We start from the raw sequence: 17,647 nt of genomic DNA, 5'->3' as shown, positions 1-17,647 counted from the left end.
AGTTACATGCCTTAAACTATTTAAAGCATGTAACAAGATACTTATTTTGCAGTAAATGTTGAACTGAATGATCTTGCTTCGCGTCGAGCATCAGGATCAGATGGCATAGGATACGGCGCAGCAGAACGAATCGCTGCTTCAACACTAGCTTTAACATCTGGGTTGCTAGAGCTAACAATAACTGATAATACAGCTCCACTATCACTTAACGTTACACGCGCAGTAGCTTTTTGACCTGATGTTCCTGCTGGAATATCCCAAGCATTTCTAATTTTCTGCTCAAAATCACGCTTCGCTGAAGATGCAATTTTTTTGGCTTCACCCTTTTTCTGAGCGGCTTCTTCCTGTGCTTTTTTAACAGATGCAGCTTTTGCTTCGGCCTCAGCTTCAGCTTTACGTCTTGCATCTTCAGCCGCTTTTTGCTGTTTCGCTTTTGCGTCAGCATCAGCCTTATGCTTGGCATCCTCAGCCGCTTTCTGCTTTTGAGCCTTTGCATCGGCTTCAGCTTTACGCTTAGCATCTTCGGCAGCTTTTTGGTGTTTAGCTTTTGCGTCAGCATCAGCTTTACGCTTGGCATCCTCAGCCGCTTTTTGCTTTTGAGCTTTTGCATCGGCTTCAGCTTTACGCTTGGCATCTTCAGCTGCTTTTTGGTGTTTTGCTTTTGCATCGGCTTCAGCTTTACGCTTAGCATCCTCAGCCGCTTTCTGCTTTTGGGCTTTTGCATCAGCTTCAGCTTTACGCTTGGCATCCTCAGCTACTTTCTGCTGTTTAACTTTCGCCTCTTCAGCCGCTTTGCGTTTAGCATCTTCAGTTGCTTTACGAGCTTCATGTTTCGCTTTTGCCTCAGCTTCAGCTTTACGTTTTGCTTCTTGCTGTGCCTGAAGTTTTGCATTTTCTGCTTCACGTTTCAGTTTTGCATCGGCCTCAGCTTTTCGTTTAGCAGCTTCTTCAGCTTTGCGAGCCTCATTTTGTTCATGTTTGGTTTTTGCCTCAGCATCAGCTTTACGCTTTTGTTCGGCTTCAACTTTTGCAGCTTTTGCCTCAGCTTGACGCTTAGCTTCAGCTTGCTGCTTTTGAGCTTCCTCTAAACGTTGTTGTTCCGCAGCTTGCTTCGCTTTAGCAGCTTCTTCGGCTTTACGTTTTTCCTCAGCTAATTTTGCTTGCTGTGCCTGCTCGGCTTTTTGCTTTTGGGCAACCAGATGTTGTGCTGTGGGCGGAGGAGGAGGAGGTGATGGTACTGCTGGAAGATTTTGAGGAAGATTTTCATCCACAATTGGGCTTAGAACTTCTTCTGCCTGATTTTCTGCTGTAGTTTGTGGCTCAACTTCTTTTGCTAAAGGCGGTGGTAAATCTTCTGGCTTAACTAAAATAGTAGTTAGCTTTTTGGGCTGTTCAGGTGGTTTACTCAAGCCTAAAAAAAGCAAGCCGACAATAGCAATTGCATGAACTCCAAGTGTGAAGCCCAATGCAATCGCATTCTGTTTAAAAGGAGGCTTTTGATTTTTGTTCATAGCTTATTTTAAAGGCTCTGTCAGAAGGCCAACTTGAGTTAAACCTGCTTCTTGTAAACTTGCCATCAATGATACGACCTCGCCGTAAGGGCGTGACTTATCACCATTCACTAAAACCGTAAGCTGTTTGTTTTCCTGCTCAGCTTGCTTTTGCGCTTCACTTAATACAGATTCGAGCTTTTCACGAGAAAGTGGCTCGTTATCTTTATAGTCTTGGTATTGAAGATAAATATTGCCATCTTTACCAATCGTTACCATGGCTGGCATATCTTTGGATTCAATTGGACGATTATTTGCCTGAGGTAAGTCGACTTTAATACCGCTAGTAATCATGGGAGCAGTCACCATGAAAATAACTAAGAGTACGAGCATTACATCGATATAGGGTACGACGTTCATGTCACTTTTTAATGGTTTTTTTATGCGCTCAAAGCGCCCTGAACGTTGAATAGCCATTATGCATCTTCCTGTGATGAACCCACAGATTGACGTTGCAATAAAGCAATCATTTCTTCGGCAAATAATGCACGGTCAGAGTAGACGCTTTCACCTTTAGCCGTAAAGTGGTTAAAAGCGAGTACTGCAGGAATGGCAGCAAATAAGCCAATTGCAGTTGCAATGAGTGCCTCGGCAATACCCGGTGCAACCGTCGCTAAAGTTACTTGGTCAACGGCAGCTAAACCAATAAAAGCATTCATGATTCCCCACACTGTACCGAATAAGCCGATATATGGTGCAACAGAACCGATACTTGCCAAAGTGCCAAGGCCATATTCAAGAGTACTTTGATCACGACTTAGACCAACACGTAAAATACGTTCGGTACCTTCGATCGTTTGCGAAGTAGAAGCATGGCGCTTTTTAAGTTTGAAAAATTCACTCAGCCCTTGATAAAAAATATCCTCAAGACCTGAACGTTTTGAGTTGAGTTGTGCGTTGTTATAGAGCGTATTGAGTTCAGCACCAGACCAGAACATTTTTTGGAAATGTTCATCACCTTGACGTGCCTTTTTATAACCCATATGTAACTTGGCAATCAAATACCAACTAAAGATTGATGCTAACAATAAAATTAGCATGACCAATTGGACGACTGGACTTGCTTGTAAGATAAGGTCAGAAATATGCAGGGTTGATTCAATGTTTGTTGCCATAGTTACATATGCCGGTTGCTTTTTTTAGTCTTGTTCCAATTCTTTACGAATAAGATCACGTATTTCTTCTGGAAGACGACGAGCTACAAGTTCTTTACTTAAACATGCCAATTCAACCTCGCCAGAAGCAAGCAAGATTTCACCACGATAAATATTTTGTTGCAACACAAATGACGCAGCTTTACATGAAACTACACGTGCTGTAACAGTAATTAGGTCATCCATTAGGATAGGACGCATGTATTTTACGTCAATTTTGTGAACAACAAAGTTGTAGTCTTTTTGATGCCAGTAATGATCAACACCAGAAGCACGAAGCCATTCTGTACGGGTACGTTCCATGTAGCGAATGTGGTTGGCATGGTAAACGATACCGCCTGCGTCCGTATCTTCGATATAAACACGAATATTGAATTCAAAATGATTCGCCATGAGAGTATTCCGTTTTAGTTCACTATAGAGCTTTATATTTAAAATATGACTGCTGAATAAAACATCAGTTCTAATCAAAGTCATACATCTGCTTTTAAATACGGGGCAGTTTAGCAGATTGCATACTAAGTCCTATGGCACAACCTTTCAATTGCGATTGCTCTATTTCTAATCTAAAAACGCTACATCTTATGGCTAGCAAGCTTTTTAAGTTAAGAGGGCTTCCATGAAGTTTGAACTTGTTTTGATATATTCGGATAATCTAATACGAATCTGACGTGTAGTTCTGTTCCAGTTTTTAAGGCTTTATTATCTACAATAAAATAGGGGCTATGATTTGGTGCAGCTTGAGTTAAGTCCTGATTTTCTGGTGTTGCACCTAAGAAAACAAAGAATGATGGCATTAATTTGCCATAATAGGCAAAATCTTCACTTGCGCTTGCATTATGATCCAAAACATGAAGTTTTGAGTCTCCAACAACCTTGACTAAAGTTGGCTGAATAAATTGAGTCAGTGTTTTGTCATTCATGGTCACTGGCGCATAAGGCGCAATTTCAACTTTGGCAGTCACATCATTGGCTTGAGCATTATGCTCTATCATGACCGGTAAACTTTTTAAGATATTTGCTCGTATTTGTTCGTTATTAGAGCGGATAGTCCCGACCATATTGACCTGTTCGGGAATTACGTTTCCTGCTGTACCACCTTGAATATTCCCAATACTCACTACACCCATACCTTGAGTGAGGTCAGTCCTTCGGCTAATAAGGCTTTGTAAATTATTAATCATTTGTGCAGATGCATAAATTGGATCTCTACCTAACCAAGGGGTAGAGCCATGTACCTGCTTGCCGTTGACCTGAATACGTAAATGGTCTGCACTATTTAAAATAGCGCCATCTTTATAATAAAGGTGGCCACTTTGCATACCTGATATGACATGTATGCCAAAAATGGCTTCAGGTTTATAGTCTTTAAATGCTCCATCTGCGATCATCTTTCTGGAGCCGATTTGATCACCTTGTGTGAAATTATCTATATCTGCTCCACCTTCTTCAGCAGGTTGAAAAACAAAGACAACCGTACCAGATATTTTATCTTTATTGGCAGCTAGAATTTTTGCTGCACCTAATAGCATTGCGGTATGTGCATCATGTCCACAAGCATGCATCACATAAGTTTCTTTACCTTGATAAATTGCTTTTTGTTTACTCGCAAATGGAACACCACTTTTTTCTTCCATAGGTAGTGCATCCATATCGGCTCTAAGCGCAATAATAGGGCCGGGTTTATTACCTTTTAAAATACCTACAACACCTGTTTTTGCATAACCTGTTTTGACTTGGATGCCATAAGACTTTAATTCTTTTTGAACAAGTGCAGATGTTTTAAATTCCATATTGCCAAGTTCAGGATTTTGATGAATATGTTGTCTTAACTGAATGACCTGATTTTCATTTTGTTGTGCGGCATCTTTGACCCAATCTGCTAGGCTCAGTTGACTCATGAGGGTAAGTGGAAAAATTAAAGCGGCTTTTTTGTACATGTCCTTATCCTAAAAATATTATTTTCCATAAGATTTTATATCTAGATTTCTTATAATTCAGTTTTTAAAAATATTAAAAAATCAATAAGGTATAAATATAGACTTAAAAGGTATAGAGTAGCTAATGTATTGATAAGACAATTATTATTTGAATTGAAAAAGAATACTTAAATTAAAAAAGGAAGAGAAAACTCTCTTCCAGTGCTTAGTTTTTAGGCTCAGGTGGCGTCATGCCAAATTGTAGGTAAGACTGATTGGTTGCGATGCGTCCTCGCGCAGTACGCATGACATAACCTTGTTGAATTAAATAAGGCTCAATCACATCTTCAAGTGTACCGCTATCTTCAGCCATAGCTGCTGCAAGCGCTTCAACTCCAGCAGGGCCACCATCAAAACGCTCGAGTAACATGCTCAAATAACGACGGTCTAGGGTATCTAGGCCAGCTTTATCGACATTAAGCATATCAAGCGCACGTTGTGCCATTTCATGGGTCACTTCACCTGTACCTTTCACTTGTGCGTAGTCACGAACACGTCGTAATAAACGATTGGCAATACGAGGCGTTCCGCGTGAGCGACGAGCTACTTCTTCTGCACCTTCAACTGTAATCGGTACATCCATGAGGTTTGCAGAGCGCGACACAATGTGAGTTAAATCTTCTACAGAGTAGAACTCAAGACGCTGCACAATACCAAAACGGTCACGTAGTGGTGAGGTGAGTAAGCCCGCACGTGTAGTTGCAGCAACTAGGGTAAAAGGCGGTAAATCAAGTTTAATTGAACGAGCAGCAGGGCCTTCACCAATCATGATGTCTAATTGGTAATCTTCCATAGCTGGATACAGAATTTCTTCAATTACTGGTGAAAGACGATGGATTTCATCAATAAATAAAACATCACCTTCTTCAAGGTTGGTGAGCATCGCTGCTAAATCACCCGCACGCTCTAAAACAGGCCCTGAAGTGGATTTGAGATTGCCACCCATTTCACGCGCAATAATATTGGCAAGCGTGGTTTTTCCTAAGCCCGGTGGACCGAAAATCAGTGTGTGATCGAGTGCTTCACCACGACCACGAGCCGCGCCAATGAAGATTTCCATTTGCTCGCGTACAACTGGCTGTCCAATATAGTCGGCAAGTGAAGTCGGTCGAATAGCCCGATCAAAATGATCTTCAGGTTTTTCTGTTCCACTGATTAGACGGTCTTGCATAAGTGTATTTACTTCATCATTGATTTAAGAGCAGCACGAATAATATCGGCTGATTCAGTGTAATCGGCTTTAACCGCAGCTACAGCTTTTTGTGCTTCAAGTGGCTTATAACCTAAAGATTGCAGCGCAGCTTCTGCTTCTGCAACAGGAGAGTTTGCAGCAAATTGAATTTGAGGCATAGTTGCTGCAGTTGAAGTGCCTTGAGCCAAGGTTTTAAAACGGTCACGTAGTTCAATCATTAAGCGCTCAGCTGTTTTTTTACCAACGCCTGGAACTTTGACCAATGTATTAATATCATCATGTTCAATAGTGTGAACCAATAACTCAACACTTAACGTTGATAAAATACCTAATGCCATTTTTGGACCAACACCATTTACTTTTAATAAGGTGCGGAAAATAGTTTTTTCTTGGGCATCGCTAAAACCGTAGAGCTGCTGTGCATCTTCACGCACAACTAAATGCGTCCATAGCGTAACTTTCTGGCCTTTTTGTAATTGGCAAAATGTTGAAAGTGGCGTATCAATTTCATAACCCACACCATTTACATTAAGTAAGACAGTTGGGGCTTCTAGGGCAAACACTTCGCCAATTAAACATCCGATCATTGAATCTTTCACTTATTTGTTAATGGTTGAATAGTAGATGCCATTTGTTCTAAACGCAAAATGGCTTTTAAAATTTCTTTTCGATTTCGTGTGGATTTTATCCATGTAGGTAGACGTGAAAAATAACTGTTATTACCAGTCTGTTTAGTTCTTTCTCTTAAATTAGCTTCAACGAATATTTTTAATTCTTTTAAATGTGCAGGGCTATAAACGTATATGTCTCCATGCCTACTTGAAGTTTTTAGATAAAGTTCAAGACCATAGTGTGTAAAACCAAATTTTTGGTCTAAAACAAAAGCTACATTATATTTTTCAAATTTTGAAAAATTTTGGCATAGATGACATTTAGCTTGAATATACAGAGGATAAGCTCCTGAATTATTCAGCTTTTGATTTGCCTTGATCCATGACCCACCACAACTTTGGCAACGCTGGTAAGCTGTGGCGTAAAAATGACCATTGTGACGACTCGATATCGAACTCTCTTCAGCTTTAATTTGATAACAACAATTTAAACAACTAAAAGAAAAAGTTCCTTGATAAGGCGCATTTACTGTTGACAAAGGACTGTCATATTTCAGGATACTCAGATGAGAACATTTAGGACATTTTACCCACTGATCTGAATACATAAAAGATGATGGATAAAGCCCTCTATCAACATGTCTACTTATCATTAAAACAGACCTATTTTATTACCTTGTAGCTCTTGCGCCAAGCTATAAGCCTGATGATCTGAAAACTTACTGATAATATCGAGTACCTGCATGATATTGCTGTAGTGGTTATTGCTAAAGCGGGCACCGTACAAATGAAGGATCGACATTAAACGTTGTTCTTTAAAGCTTAAAGATTTATGCGGCATGGTTAATGGTACAAACGCGTCAAGAATAGTTTGCAAACTTTGATGTGCAATAATTTCTAAACCAGACTTCTGTGGGTGTTCAAAGATTTTTTCACGCGCCAGATTTTTGGCTGTTTCAATCCCTTTAGCAATATCTGGTGAGCAGTATTGTAAAAGGCTACCTTGCAGCTGACCTGTAATAATTTCATACTGATGTTTGGCAAAAGCGGTAGTGACTTCATCAACTAAACGTTTCATGACACGACCACGTAATGCCGAAATTTTTTGTTGCCATGTACTACTTGGCATTGATAACTCTTCAGGTTGGCCATAATCTGCAATTAAATTCAGAAAAATGGGTTCAACTTCTTGGTAATTCAGCATATTTAAAATAATGCCATCTTCTAAATCAATGAGGGCATAGCAAATATCGTCTGCAGCTTCTAGTAAATAGGTAAGCGGGTGGCGGCAGTAATGGTATTCACCTAATTGAATGAGACCAAGCTGTTCAGCAATTTGCTTTAAAATTTCTTTTTCAGACTGATAGCAACCAAATTTGGCTCGTTGGTGTGATGGACGATCACCTTGAGAAGCTATAGTTTTTGAAAGCCAAGGATATTTTAAATATGCTCCTAGGGTCGCGTAAGTTAAACGCATACCTCCATCGTCTGGATGATAGTCAATACGGGTTAAGAGGCGTAAACCTTGAGCATTGCCTTCAAACTGACGAACATCGGCTTCTTCTTCGGGAGTTAATTTTTTTAGAAAATCATTATGTGAGGCATCGTCAAACCATTCACGAATCGCATACTCGCCGGCATGACCAAAGGGTGGGTTGCCAATATCATGAGCAAGGCAGGCTGCTTGAATGATTGCACCGACATCGGCAGGAGAAATCCAAACGGGCAATTCATCTTTTATTTTTTCGGCTGCCAGCATACCCATGGAACGGCCAATACAGGAAACCTCAAGGGAGTGAGTTAAACGGGTGTGGATCCCGTCATGCTGTGCTAAGGGGTGAACTTGAGTTTTACGGTTTAACTGACGAAAACTTTGTGAAAATATAATGCGGTCATAATCTTTATGAAACGGGCTACGAGCCAACTCTGTACTACTTTTTTTACTACCTAAACGAACTGCAGAAAGCAGTTCTAACCAACGCATTTGTTCCATTTATCATTATTCAAAACTATAAAGTCTGATCATGCCAAAAAAAACTTAAAAGCACTAGCGTGGTGCGACATAGTTTGTCTTAGTTCAGGTTTTATTATGTTATTGAATAAACATGAAACAATTTATTTTTACCTATAATGCTTAAAAAAATGATTTTGAACAAAAAACACATCACTTCTTGCAGAATTAGGTTACAGAATACTGATTCTACATCTAGCTGATTTTAGCAAGACACAGTAGAATATGCGCTCTCTCTAAAGTCACATTGCGGTAAGGTTCACAAGACCTGCCCGTGGAGCCAAAATCAACATGTTTATCGTGGCCGGTGCAGCAGCACATTCTTCTTTTAAGAAAGCTCAACTATTAACACGTTTATCGTCAATTAGTTCTGTTCAATCTTTTGACAGCCAATGGGTCTATTTGTTTGATCAAGCGCTCAACGAGCAGCAACATCAATCTGCTTTGCAATTATTAAATGACGGTGAGTCTTTTGAACTTCGTCAACCTGCAAGTGATGAGATTCAGATTTTAGTAACACCACGTGTGGGTACTATTTCACCTTGGTCTTCTAAAGCAACTGATATTTTCAAGAACTGTAATACGCCAGTTCACCGTTTAGAACGTGGTCTTTTATTTACGTTAAAAGGTGTTTCTGAAATTTCTAATGAAGTAAAACAAGTACTTCATGACCGTATGACAGAAACTGTTTTTGCTCAAATTGATGATGCAAAAGCGCTCTTTTCAGAAACAGCTCCAAAACCTTTAAACTCAATTGATATCTTAGGTGAAGGTAAAGAAGCATTAGTAAAAGCCAACAATGAATTTGGTTTTGCGTTATCTGAACAAGAAATTGATTATTTAACTGAAGCGTTCACTCGACTTGGCCGTAACCCAAATGACATCGAGTTAATGATGTTTGCACAAGCAAACTCTGAACACTGTCGTCATAAAATCTTTGGTTCTGAATGGACAATTGATGGTGAAAAACAACCATTATCATTGTTCCAAATGATTAAAAATACTTATAAAGAATCACCAACTGATGTGTTATCAGCATATAAAGATAACGCTTCTGTAATTGTTGGTTATGACACGATGCGTTTTTATCCAAAAGCAGATGAAAATGGTCATTTTGTCTATAAATATAAGAGCCAAGCCGCTCATATTTTAATGAAGGTTGAAACTCACAACCATCCAACAGCAATTTCTCCATTTGCTGGTGCTGCTACTGGTTCAGGCGGTGAAATCCGTGATGAAGGTGCAACTGGTCGTGGTGGTAAACCAAAAGCGGGTTTAACAGGCTTTACAGTTTCTAACTTAAATATTCCTGGTTTTGAACAACCTTGGGAAGAAAACTACGGTAAACCTTCACGTATGGCATCGCCATTACAAATTATGATTGAAGGTCCATTAGGCGGCGCGGCATTTAACAACGAATTCGGTCGTCCTGCTTTAAATGGTTATTTCCGTACTTTCGAACAGAACGTAAATGGTGAAGTGAAGGGCTTCCATAAGCCAATCATGATCGCTGGTGGTTACGGTAACATCCGTCCTGACCATGTAGAAAAAGATGCGATTCAACCAGGTGACTTGCTCATTGTATTGGGTGGCCCTGCAATGTTAATCGGTCTTGGTGGCGGTGCAGCATCTTCTGTAGACAGCGGTACAATGGGTGAAAGCCTTGACTTTGCTTCTGTACAACGTGAAAACCCAGAAATGGAACGCCGTTGTCAAGAAGTGATCGATACATGCTGGCGCTTAGAAGATTTCAACCCAATCGTTTCTGTACACGACGTTGGTGCGGGTGGTCTATCAAATGCTATGCCTGAACTTGTAAATGACCATGAGTTAGGTGCAGTTCTTAACCTTCGTAAGATTCCTTCATTAGAGCCGGGCATGAGCCCAATGGAAATCTGGTCAAACGAAGCACAAGAGCGTTATGTTCTTGCAATTCGTCCAGAGTCTTTAGAGCAGTTCGAAGCAATCTGTGCACGTGAACGTTGTCCATTTGCCGTATTAGGTGAAGCAACTGAAGCACGTCATTTAACTGTTGAAGATCCATTGTTCGAGAACAATGCAGTTGATATCCCAATGCAAGTGATGCTTGGTGGTACACCGCGTATGCAACGTTCTTATGAAACAATTGAGCGTAAAGGTAACGAATTTGACGCTTCAAAAGTTGATTTGAAAGATGCGATTTTCCGCGTATTGAAAAATCCTACAGTTGCGTCTAAATCATTCTTGATTACTATTGGTGACCGTTCAATTACTGGTATGGTTGCACGTGATCAAATGGTTGGTCGTTGGCAAATTCCTGTTGCGGATGCAGCAGTAACAACTACAAGCCTACAAGGCTTCACTGGTGAAGCAATGGCAATGGGTGAACGTCCACCAGTTGCATTGTTAAATCCAGCAGCGTCTGCTCGTTTGGCAGTTGCTGAAGCAATTACCAATATTGCATGTGCAAACATTGAACAAATTAGCGATATCAAACTTTCTGCAAACTGGATGGCTGCTGCTGGTCAAAAAGGTGAAGACCAAGCATTGTTTGAAGGTGTGAAAGCGATTGGTATGGAAATGTGTCCTGCTTTAGGAATTGCGATTCCTGTAGGTAAAGATTCACTTTCAATGCGTACCACTTGGAATGACAGCGGCGAAGATAAAGCTGTAACATCTCCAATGACGGGTGTAATCACTGCATTTGCTCCTGTAGCTGATGTTCGTAAGACTTTAACACCTGAACTTAAGAATTTAGAAGATTCAGTACTTGTACGTATTGATTTATCTAAAGGTCAGTTCCGTTTAGGTGGTTCGATTCTTGCTCAAGTATATAAAGCAATTGGTTCAATCACTCCTGATGTTGATAGTTTTGATGATTTCAAAGCGTTCTTTGCTTTAATTCAAGACTGGAATAACCGTGGGTTGATTCAAGCTTACCATGACATCGGTGATGGTGGTTTACTCGCAACTGTAGCTGAAATGATGTTTGCTTCACGTTTAGGTGTGGCATTAGAAAACCAAACTACTGCGGGCTTATTTGCAGAAGAAATTGGTGCAGTTGTTCAAATCAAAGCAGCTGATTGGAAAGCTTTACAAACAGAAGTTGCTGCGTCTAGCCTGAAAGATGCAATTGCTGTAGTTGGCCGCGTAAATAACACTGACCAATTATCTGTAAATGGTTTGACTTTAGAGCGTGCCGAGTTACAACAGGCTTGGTCTGAAGTCTCTCATCAGATCCAACGTTTACGTGATAACGTTGAAACTGCTGATCAAGAATTTGCTTTAATTACTGATAAATCACATCAAGGTTTAATTGCAAAACCTACATTTGATTTAAATGAACCTATTGAAGCGCCGTTTATTAATAGCCGTCGTCCTAATATGGCAATCTTGCGTGAGCAGGGTGTAAATGGTCATATTGAAATGGCAGCAGCTTTCGACAAAGTTGGCTTTAATACGATTGACGTACACATGAGCGACTTACTTGCTGGTCGTGTAAGCCTAAGTGATTTCGAAGGTTTAGTGACTTGTGGTGGTTTCTCTTACGGTGACGTAATGGGTGCAGGCGGTGGCTGGGCAAAATCAGTTCTGTTCAATGCGAAGTTACGTGATCAGTTTGAACAATTCTTCCACCGTGAAGGTACGTTTAGCTTGGGTATCTGTAATGGTTGCCAAATGTTGTCACAATTAGCACCGCTTATTCCGGGTGCTGAACACTGGCCACGTTTCCACCGCAATATGTCAGAAGTTTTTGAAGCGCGTAGCGTAAACGTTCGTGTTGAAAAATCTGTTTCTGTATTACTTGATGGTATGGAAGGTTCGATTTTACCAATTGCTGTTGCACATGGTGAAGGTCGTGCAGTTGCAAGCGAAGCTAACATAGCAAGCTTGAATGCAGCTAACCAAGTTGCATTGCGCTATGTTGATAGCCACGGTAACCCGACTCAACATTATCCATTGAACCCGAACGGTTCGCCGGAAGCGATTACGGGTGTAACGTCTAAAGATGGTCGTGCAACGATTATGATGCCACACCCAGAGCGTACTTTCCGCGCAATTCAACACTCTTGGAGTCCCGAAGAGTGGACTGAAGATGGTGCATGGTTACGTATGTTCCGTAACGCACGTAAGTTTATTGGTTAATATAAAAATTGAAATAAGCCACCGTAAGGTGGCTTATTTGTATGTAGTACAATGTGAATAGAATAAATAGTAGAGAATAAAAATGAAATCAAAAATCCATTTCCGTGAGTTTGCACTTCTGATGGCATTACTCATGTCTATTGTTTCTTTTTCAATAGATGCAGTTTTACCTGCTTTAGGTGAGATTGGACGAGTTTTTAACTTAAAGAATAATAATCAGACACAATGGGTCATTATTGGTATTTTTTCTGGTATGACGATAGGGCAACTTATTGCTGGACCGCTATCTGATGCGATCGGGCGTAAACGCATTTTATTTGCTGGGATCATCATTTACTTTTTGGGAAGTTTATTGTGCTTTACCACACAAAGTTTTGAATGGTTTTTAGTAGGGCGCTTTATTCAAGGTATTGGGGTTTCTGGGCCTTACGTTGCCTCTATTTCGATTGTACGAGATAAATATAGCGGTGCTCAAATGGCCCGTATCATGTCCTTAATTATGATGGTATTTATGGTCGCTCCAGCGATTGCACCAAGTCTGGGACAGCTTATTATTCATTTCTTTGGTTGGCGTGATATTTTTGTTTTATATATGGTCTATGCCACAGTGGTTGGGGCATGGGTCGCTTTACGATTAGAAGAGACGCTACTTCCTGAAAACCGTTTACCTATGCGTTTACAAGCATTTCAAGAGGGCTTTAAAGAAGTAGTGAGTAACAAAACCACCATGAGCTATTTGTTATGTGCAGGCTTTTGCTTTGGTGGATTTATTGGCTATTTAGGAACTTCTCAACAAATTTTTATGCAGCAATTTGGTAAAACTGGGCAAGAGTTTAGTGCTTACTTTGCTGTGCTTGCGGGTGTGATGGGAATTGCTTCATTTACCAACTCTAAAATTGTGATGAAGTTTGGTATGCGTCCAATCTGTATTTATGGCTTTCTCGGTCTTTGCTTAATTTCACTCATTTTCTTAGGGATTCAACTTGTAGGTGTGACTGTAGCATTTTGGATGTTTATGCTTTATGCCTGCATTCTGTTTTTATTATTTGGAACTTTATTTGGTAACTTAAATGCGATTGCAATGGAGCCGATGGGGCATGTTGCCGGCATGGCATCGGCCATTATTGGTGCAGCTTCGTCTGTCTTGTCACTTATTCTTGCCTCTATTATTGGGCAATTATATGATGGGACATTAATACCAATGACTGGTGGCTTCGCCATTTTATGTGGTTTAGCATTGATGATGACCGTATATGAGAAGAGGCAGTTAAAGATTGTAGATAATCAAATCTTTGATTAATCATGATAAAAGTTTTATTTATATATTATTGTCTTTAAATAAATGAAGAAAAGATTATTAGATACTGCAACTGTATTACTAGATAAGTTTGTTAATCGTTATCATGATTGTGAGGGTTTTTAGGCAATCGGTGTTTTGTATACACATTGTTTTTCAATAGGTGAGTTTTCCTTAACATTTGATCTATTAAATAGTAACTCTTTCATAAATGATGAATTTTTAAAGAACGTAAATAATAAATTCTCGAGCTATCTAGATGATTATTTAGCAATTCATAAGAAAAAAAGAGAGGATTTGATTGAGGCTGTCATAAAAATTGCACTTGATAAAGATCATAAAATATCAGCAGATACTCTATATGGTGATTATTTCCAGGTTAGAGTAATTCTTGTTGATTCATACACAAGAACTTTTTCTAGATACAATGATGGATATTGTATAGCTCATACTCATCGGATAAAGCAAAGAAATTATATAGATTCATTACCAATAGAAGATCATCCACTCATAGGGAATTATAATTTCTCATTAAATTTATCTCCAAAATCTTTAGAGATTACAGATGTATTATTTAATATTCCTAAAGTTCTATAATCCATCAGCTCGTGGTGAAAGCCAATCTTTATACTTATTTATTAACTCATTCCTCTTGGCGTCATTAAAGATAATAAAATCAATGCCACCATCATATGGAGCAATAATTATATTTTGCTCAAAAGAAATCATAAAGGCTCGAACCTCATCGTCGGCGATCTTTTTTAATAAATCATTGTGTTCATTCTTTTTCCAAATTTCATTGATGGAATACGGTCTATAGAAATGATCTTCTTCGTCATCATCATAATATTCGGGATTAGCTTGTGTTAGATTTATTTCTTTTTCTGGATGAAATTCGTATTTGAGCCTTAAAGTTGGATCATATATTTTATTATTATCGCTTTGACTGAAATAATGACCGGTAACAATAAAAATAGAAGCATTAGAATCGAAACAGTCATCAATAATTTGATTATGACGATTTAATAATAATTCATATTCTGCAGGTGTATCTGCATATCTTTTTGATTCTGGAAGACTATGAATTCGGAACCAAAATTGTGAAAAATATTGTCGAAAACAATGTGAAATTGGAAGTTTATTAGGATAAAAAAACTTCCATTGATTTATGAATGAATTAGTCATTTTTCTTTTGGCCTAAATATTTATTAACATGTTATTTGATAAGTTACACAAAAAACAATTTAATAAGAAAAATATTTCGATGGGTAAGGTAAATTTATATTAAATTATACTTTAAGGAAGTTGGTTCAATTTTTGCTTTCTCTGTAACAACGATAAAAATCGGAGATCAAAATGATGAAAAACAAAAATCATATGGGAACAATGTCTACAAAAGACAGAGGCTGGCGTTTATTTGGTTTGGCGCTTGCTATTCAAATTCTTTTTATTGGAGCAAACTATTTGGCCATCATAAGCTGACTTTGATTTAGCGTATTCTTAAAAGGTATGCTTTAACATAAGTTCAATATTTTTGGGTCATTTTACAGATGTTAAAGTTAATCTATTACGTACCTGAGTCACATCTTGAATCGACTAAACAGTCCATATTTGCGGCCGGAGCAGGTGGTATAGGTAACTATGAACACTGCGCATGGCAAGTCAAAGGGATCGGGCAGTTTAAACCAGTCAAAGGCGCTGATCCCTATATTGGACAGCTCGGTGAACTCGAACAAATTGAAGAATGGCGTGTTGAAACAATTGTACTTGAAGAAAAGGCAAGTGAGGTTGCGAAAGCATTAAAGGCAAGCCATCCTTACGAAGAGCCTGCCTTTGAGTTTATCCAAATTTTGGATATTAGTTAAATTGTGAGAAATCTGGTTTACGTTTCTGCATAAATGCCTGTACAGCTTCTAGCATTTCAGGCGATTGAACGCGTTGCATAAAGATTTCAGCTTCATGATCAATACATGCAATGATCTTATCCAGATCATGCTTCATCAATGCTTTTGTTTGTTTTAGTGAAGCAAGTGGTAATGCTGCTAAGTGTTGAGCAGTTGCCTGAGCAGATGCGTAAGAATCTTCAACGACTTCATTCACTAAATCAGCTTGTGTTGCCGTTTCTGCATTAAATTTTTTCGCAGTAAACAAAAGTTCAGCTGCTTTGTGATAGCCGGCTTGTTTAACCAATAGTTGGCTAGCACCACCTTCTGGAGAAAGGCCAAGACTTACAAATGGAATTTGGAATAGGGCAGTGTTGTCAGCAAATACTAAGTCTGCATGTAATAAAATCGTAACACCAATACCAATTGCTACACCTTTTACTGCAATAATCAGCGGTTTCGATAATTTGGCAGCAGATTTAAGGAGTACAAATGGAGGAACTTGACCTGCTGGACCTGCATTAGGATTTTGTACAAAACCCATAAAGTCTTTCATATCATTACCAGCGGTAAAATCTTGTTCAACACCACGTAAAACGACTACTCGTACATCTTTATTTTGGTCAGCTTCATCAAGTGCTTGAGCAATCCATAAGTAAAGTTCGCCATATAATGCATTTTTTGCTTCTGGGCGATTTATGGCTAAGGTGAGTACGCCACCTTGTAAATTTGCTTGTAAATGTTCATGAGGTTGTTGAATACAGCTAAGTGTCATCGTACTATCCTTGCTTTAAACCACGTTGTTGATTTTTAGGTTCTCATTATGGCGCATATTTTTTGTAATAAGCGTAACTGGTGAGTTCATAAAAAGTGAAAAACTCATTATGTATACATTTGACTATCTCGTTTTTATAGGGCGTTTTCAACCATTTCATTTGGCTCATATGCAGACAATTGAAATTGCTTTGCAGCAAAGCCATTATGTCGTTTTAGCATTAGGCTCTGCTCAAATGGAGCGCAATATCAAGAATCCGTTCTTAGCAGTAGAGCGCGAGCAAATGATCTTGTCAAATTTTTCACCGGATGAGCAAAAGCGTATTCGGTTTGTACATGTCGTAGATGTTTACAATGATGAGAAGTGGGTAAAACAAGTCAAATCACTGGTAAATGATGTAATAGAACCGAACTCAAAAGTTGGTTTGATTGGGCATTTTAAGGATGAGTCTTCTTATTATTTGAGACTATTTCCTGAGTGGATTATGGTGGAACTGGATAGCTTAAAGGATTCTATTTCAGCCACTCCAATGCGTGAAGCATATTATCGTGGGGAAATCCAAACGGAATTTTTTCCAGTAGGAACTATTCAATTTTTGGATGAATTTAAAAAAACACGGACTTATCAACAATTGCAACAACGTTTTGAAGAGGATGACCGCTCTAACTTGGATGAAATTGAATAACTGTATGTGGATTAAGCATCTGCCCAAAATATAAGTCGGTTGGAAAAAGGATCGGTGATGCTGAGTTCAAGTGTTTCCCAATCTGTTTTTTCAACCTGAGGTTTAGAAAATTTATAATCTTTTTGACTGAGTTCACTATGTAACTCATAAATATGTTCCCAATAAATACGAATTGCGCTATGCGGACTTGCATCTCCAAAATGCTCAGAGAGATGAATGATGCAATCATCTTTGGAGATTTGTAAATACAACGGAAAGTTATCTTCAAATTGGTGTTGCCAATCAAGCTGAAAGCCTAAGAAATCAAGATAAAATGATTGAGCTAACGCGACATCAAAAACTCTTAAAATAGGGGTAATCGAACCAGATTGCATCATTTTTCCTT

Annotated in this window: 18 protein-coding genes; 6 read left to right on the top strand and 12 right to left on the bottom strand. The window is 39.0% G+C overall.

The window, feature by feature from the left end:
* Positions 1-41 precede the first annotated feature (41 nt).
* The 9 genes from tolA to ACLCEG_RS08605 all read right to left on the bottom strand — a co-directional run bounded on the left by tolA (position 42) and on the right by ACLCEG_RS08605 (position 8,479).
* The gene (gene tolA, locus ACLCEG_RS08645; protein WP_086496850.1) at positions 42-1,511 is read right to left on the bottom strand and encodes a cell envelope integrity protein TolA; all 1,470 of its coding nucleotides are present in this window, start codon (positions 1,509-1,511) and stop codon (positions 42-44) included.
* Positions 1,512-1,514: 3 nt separating this feature from the next.
* Complete coding sequence (gene tolR / locus ACLCEG_RS08640; protein ID WP_002052868.1) at positions 1,515-1,967, bottom strand: protein TolR; 453 nt, start codon at positions 1,965-1,967, stop codon at positions 1,515-1,517.
* Positions 1,967-2,665, bottom strand: coding sequence for a protein TolQ (gene tolQ / locus ACLCEG_RS08635; RefSeq protein WP_004699890.1), 699 nt, complete (start codon positions 2,663-2,665; stop codon positions 1,967-1,969). The genes tolR and tolQ overlap by 1 nt, the downstream gene beginning before the upstream one ends.
* 24 nt (positions 2,666-2,689) lie before the next feature.
* Positions 2,690-3,097, bottom strand: coding sequence for a tol-pal system-associated acyl-CoA thioesterase (gene ybgC, locus ACLCEG_RS08630; protein WP_004699892.1), 408 nt, complete (start codon positions 3,095-3,097; stop codon positions 2,690-2,692).
* A 212-nt stretch (positions 3,098-3,309) separates the two neighbouring features.
* A complete protein-coding gene (locus ACLCEG_RS08625) occupies positions 3,310-4,644 on the bottom strand; it encodes a M20 family metallopeptidase (protein ID WP_410567118.1) in 1,335 nt (444 codons plus the stop codon).
* 205 nt (positions 4,645-4,849) lie between these two features.
* On the bottom strand, positions 4,850-5,854 hold the full coding sequence (ruvB, locus tag ACLCEG_RS08620) for a Holliday junction branch migration DNA helicase RuvB (protein ID WP_002052424.1): 1,005 nt from the start codon (positions 5,852-5,854) through the stop codon (positions 4,850-4,852).
* Between the two features lie 8 nt (positions 5,855-5,862).
* On the bottom strand, positions 5,863-6,462 hold the full coding sequence (ruvA, locus tag ACLCEG_RS08615; RefSeq protein WP_016146147.1) for a Holliday junction branch migration protein RuvA: 600 nt from the start codon (positions 6,460-6,462) through the stop codon (positions 5,863-5,865).
* 8 nt (positions 6,463-6,470) lie between these two features.
* Positions 6,471-7,139 (bottom strand): hypothetical protein, encoded by a 669-nt coding sequence (locus ACLCEG_RS08610; protein WP_410567116.1) that lies wholly within the window; start codon positions 7,137-7,139, stop codon positions 6,471-6,473.
* Positions 7,139-8,479 (bottom strand): deoxyguanosinetriphosphate triphosphohydrolase, encoded by a 1,341-nt coding sequence (locus ACLCEG_RS08605; protein ID WP_004699901.1) that lies wholly within the window; start codon positions 8,477-8,479, stop codon positions 7,139-7,141. The genes ACLCEG_RS08610 and ACLCEG_RS08605 overlap by 1 nt, the downstream gene beginning before the upstream one ends.
* A gap of 309 nt (positions 8,480-8,788) precedes the next feature.
* Here ACLCEG_RS08605 and purL point away from each other — a divergent pair, with 309 nt between their 5' ends.
* The 3 genes from purL (at position 8,789) to ACLCEG_RS08590 (ending at position 14,516) form a co-directional block, all read left to right on the top strand.
* Entirely contained in the window at positions 8,789-12,622 is a 3,834-nt protein-coding gene (gene purL, locus ACLCEG_RS08600) for a phosphoribosylformylglycinamidine synthase (RefSeq protein ID WP_410567114.1), read from the top strand.
* 82 nt (positions 12,623-12,704) lie between these two features.
* Positions 12,705-13,922: a multidrug effflux MFS transporter gene (locus ACLCEG_RS08595; RefSeq protein WP_410567112.1), complete on the top strand. Its 1,218-nt coding sequence runs from the start codon at positions 12,705-12,707 to the stop codon at positions 13,920-13,922.
* Between the two features lie 135 nt (positions 13,923-14,057).
* Positions 14,058-14,516, top strand: coding sequence for a hypothetical protein (locus ACLCEG_RS08590; RefSeq protein WP_410567110.1), 459 nt, complete (start codon positions 14,058-14,060; stop codon positions 14,514-14,516).
* Here the strand turns inward: ACLCEG_RS08590 and ACLCEG_RS08585 are convergent.
* Positions 14,511-15,104: a hypothetical protein gene (locus tag ACLCEG_RS08585; RefSeq protein WP_031981976.1), complete on the bottom strand. Its 594-nt coding sequence runs from the start codon at positions 15,102-15,104 to the stop codon at positions 14,511-14,513. The genes ACLCEG_RS08590 and ACLCEG_RS08585 overlap by 6 nt on opposite strands.
* 171 nt (positions 15,105-15,275) lie before the next feature.
* Between ACLCEG_RS08585 and ACLCEG_RS08580 the strand changes: the two genes are divergently transcribed.
* The gene (locus ACLCEG_RS08580) at positions 15,276-15,401 is read left to right on the top strand and encodes a KGW motif small protein (protein ID WP_410567108.1); all 126 of its coding nucleotides are present in this window, start codon (positions 15,276-15,278) and stop codon (positions 15,399-15,401) included.
* Between the two features lie 68 nt (positions 15,402-15,469).
* Positions 15,470-15,784, top strand: a complete 315-nt coding sequence (locus ACLCEG_RS08575; RefSeq protein WP_068565524.1) for an NGG1p interacting factor NIF3 — start codon at positions 15,470-15,472, stop codon at positions 15,782-15,784.
* Here ACLCEG_RS08575 and ACLCEG_RS08570 read toward each other — a convergent pair.
* The gene (locus tag ACLCEG_RS08570) at positions 15,777-16,577 is read right to left on the bottom strand and encodes an enoyl-CoA hydratase-related protein (protein ID WP_410567106.1); all 801 of its coding nucleotides are present in this window, start codon (positions 16,575-16,577) and stop codon (positions 15,777-15,779) included. The two genes, ACLCEG_RS08575 and ACLCEG_RS08570, sit on opposite strands and share 8 nt — an antisense overlap.
* 109 nt (positions 16,578-16,686) lie before the next feature.
* On the opposite strand from ACLCEG_RS08570, the gene ACLCEG_RS08565 reads away from it, so the two are divergent.
* A complete protein-coding gene (locus tag ACLCEG_RS08565) occupies positions 16,687-17,262 on the top strand; it encodes a nicotinate-nicotinamide nucleotide adenylyltransferase (protein ID WP_191012001.1) in 576 nt (191 codons plus the stop codon).
* A gap of 11 nt (positions 17,263-17,273) precedes the next feature.
* Here the strand turns inward: ACLCEG_RS08565 and ACLCEG_RS08560 are convergent, their stop codons facing one another.
* Positions 17,274-17,636, bottom strand: a complete 363-nt coding sequence (locus ACLCEG_RS08560) for a glyoxalase superfamily protein (protein WP_410567104.1) — start codon at positions 17,634-17,636, stop codon at positions 17,274-17,276.
* Between the last annotated feature and the right edge of the window lie 11 nt (positions 17,637-17,647).

Origin of the sequence: Acinetobacter sp. H1(2024), assembly GCF_046557555.1 — a bacterium.
In the GTDB taxonomy this organism is placed as follows: domain Bacteria; phylum Pseudomonadota; class Gammaproteobacteria; order Pseudomonadales; family Moraxellaceae; genus Acinetobacter; species Acinetobacter seifertii.
This window is presented reverse-complemented; position numbering and strand designations above follow the sequence as displayed.

Bases quoted from the DNA above. Each gene is read 5' to 3' on its own strand.
- ACLCEG_RS08605 (WP_004699901.1), bottom strand. From the start codon at position 8,479: ATGGAACAAATGCGTTGGTTAGAACTGCTTTCTGCAGTTCGTTTAGGT.
- ACLCEG_RS08575 (WP_068565524.1), top strand. From the start codon at position 15,470: ATGTTAAAGTTAATCTATTACGTACCTGAGTCACATCTTGAATCGACT.
- ACLCEG_RS08570 (WP_410567106.1), bottom strand. From the start codon at position 16,577: ATGACACTTAGCTGTATTCAACAACCTCATGAACATTTACAAGCAAAT.
- ruvA (WP_016146147.1), bottom strand. From the start codon at position 6,462: ATGATCGGATGTTTAATTGGCGAAGTGTTTGCCCTAGAAGCCCCAACT.
- tolQ (WP_004699890.1), bottom strand. From the start codon at position 2,665: ATGGCAACAAACATTGAATCAACCCTGCATATTTCTGACCTTATCTTA.
- ACLCEG_RS08560 (WP_410567104.1), bottom strand. From the start codon at position 17,636: ATGCAATCTGGTTCGATTACCCCTATTTTAAGAGTTTTTGATGTCGCG.
- ybgC (WP_004699892.1), bottom strand. From the start codon at position 3,097: ATGGCGAATCATTTTGAATTCAATATTCGTGTTTATATCGAAGATACG.
- purL (WP_410567114.1), top strand. From the start codon at position 8,789: ATGTTTATCGTGGCCGGTGCAGCAGCACATTCTTCTTTTAAGAAAGCT.
- ACLCEG_RS08595 (WP_410567112.1), top strand. From the start codon at position 12,705: ATGAAATCAAAAATCCATTTCCGTGAGTTTGCACTTCTGATGGCATTA.
- ACLCEG_RS08610 (WP_410567116.1), bottom strand. From the start codon at position 7,139: ATGATAAGTAGACATGTTGATAGAGGGCTTTATCCATCATCTTTTATG.
- ruvB (WP_002052424.1), bottom strand. From the start codon at position 5,854: ATGCAAGACCGTCTAATCAGTGGAACAGAAAAACCTGAAGATCATTTT.
- ACLCEG_RS08585 (WP_031981976.1), bottom strand. From the start codon at position 15,104: ATGACTAATTCATTCATAAATCAATGGAAGTTTTTTTATCCTAATAAA.
- tolA (WP_086496850.1), bottom strand. From the start codon at position 1,511: ATGAACAAAAATCAAAAGCCTCCTTTTAAACAGAATGCGATTGCATTG.
- ACLCEG_RS08625 (WP_410567118.1), bottom strand. From the start codon at position 4,644: ATGTACAAAAAAGCCGCTTTAATTTTTCCACTTACCCTCATGAGTCAA.
- tolR (WP_002052868.1), bottom strand. From the start codon at position 1,967: ATGGCTATTCAACGTTCAGGGCGCTTTGAGCGCATAAAAAAACCATTA.
- ACLCEG_RS08580 (WP_410567108.1), top strand. From the start codon at position 15,276: ATGATGAAAAACAAAAATCATATGGGAACAATGTCTACAAAAGACAGA.
- ACLCEG_RS08565 (WP_191012001.1), top strand. From the start codon at position 16,687: ATGTATACATTTGACTATCTCGTTTTTATAGGGCGTTTTCAACCATTT.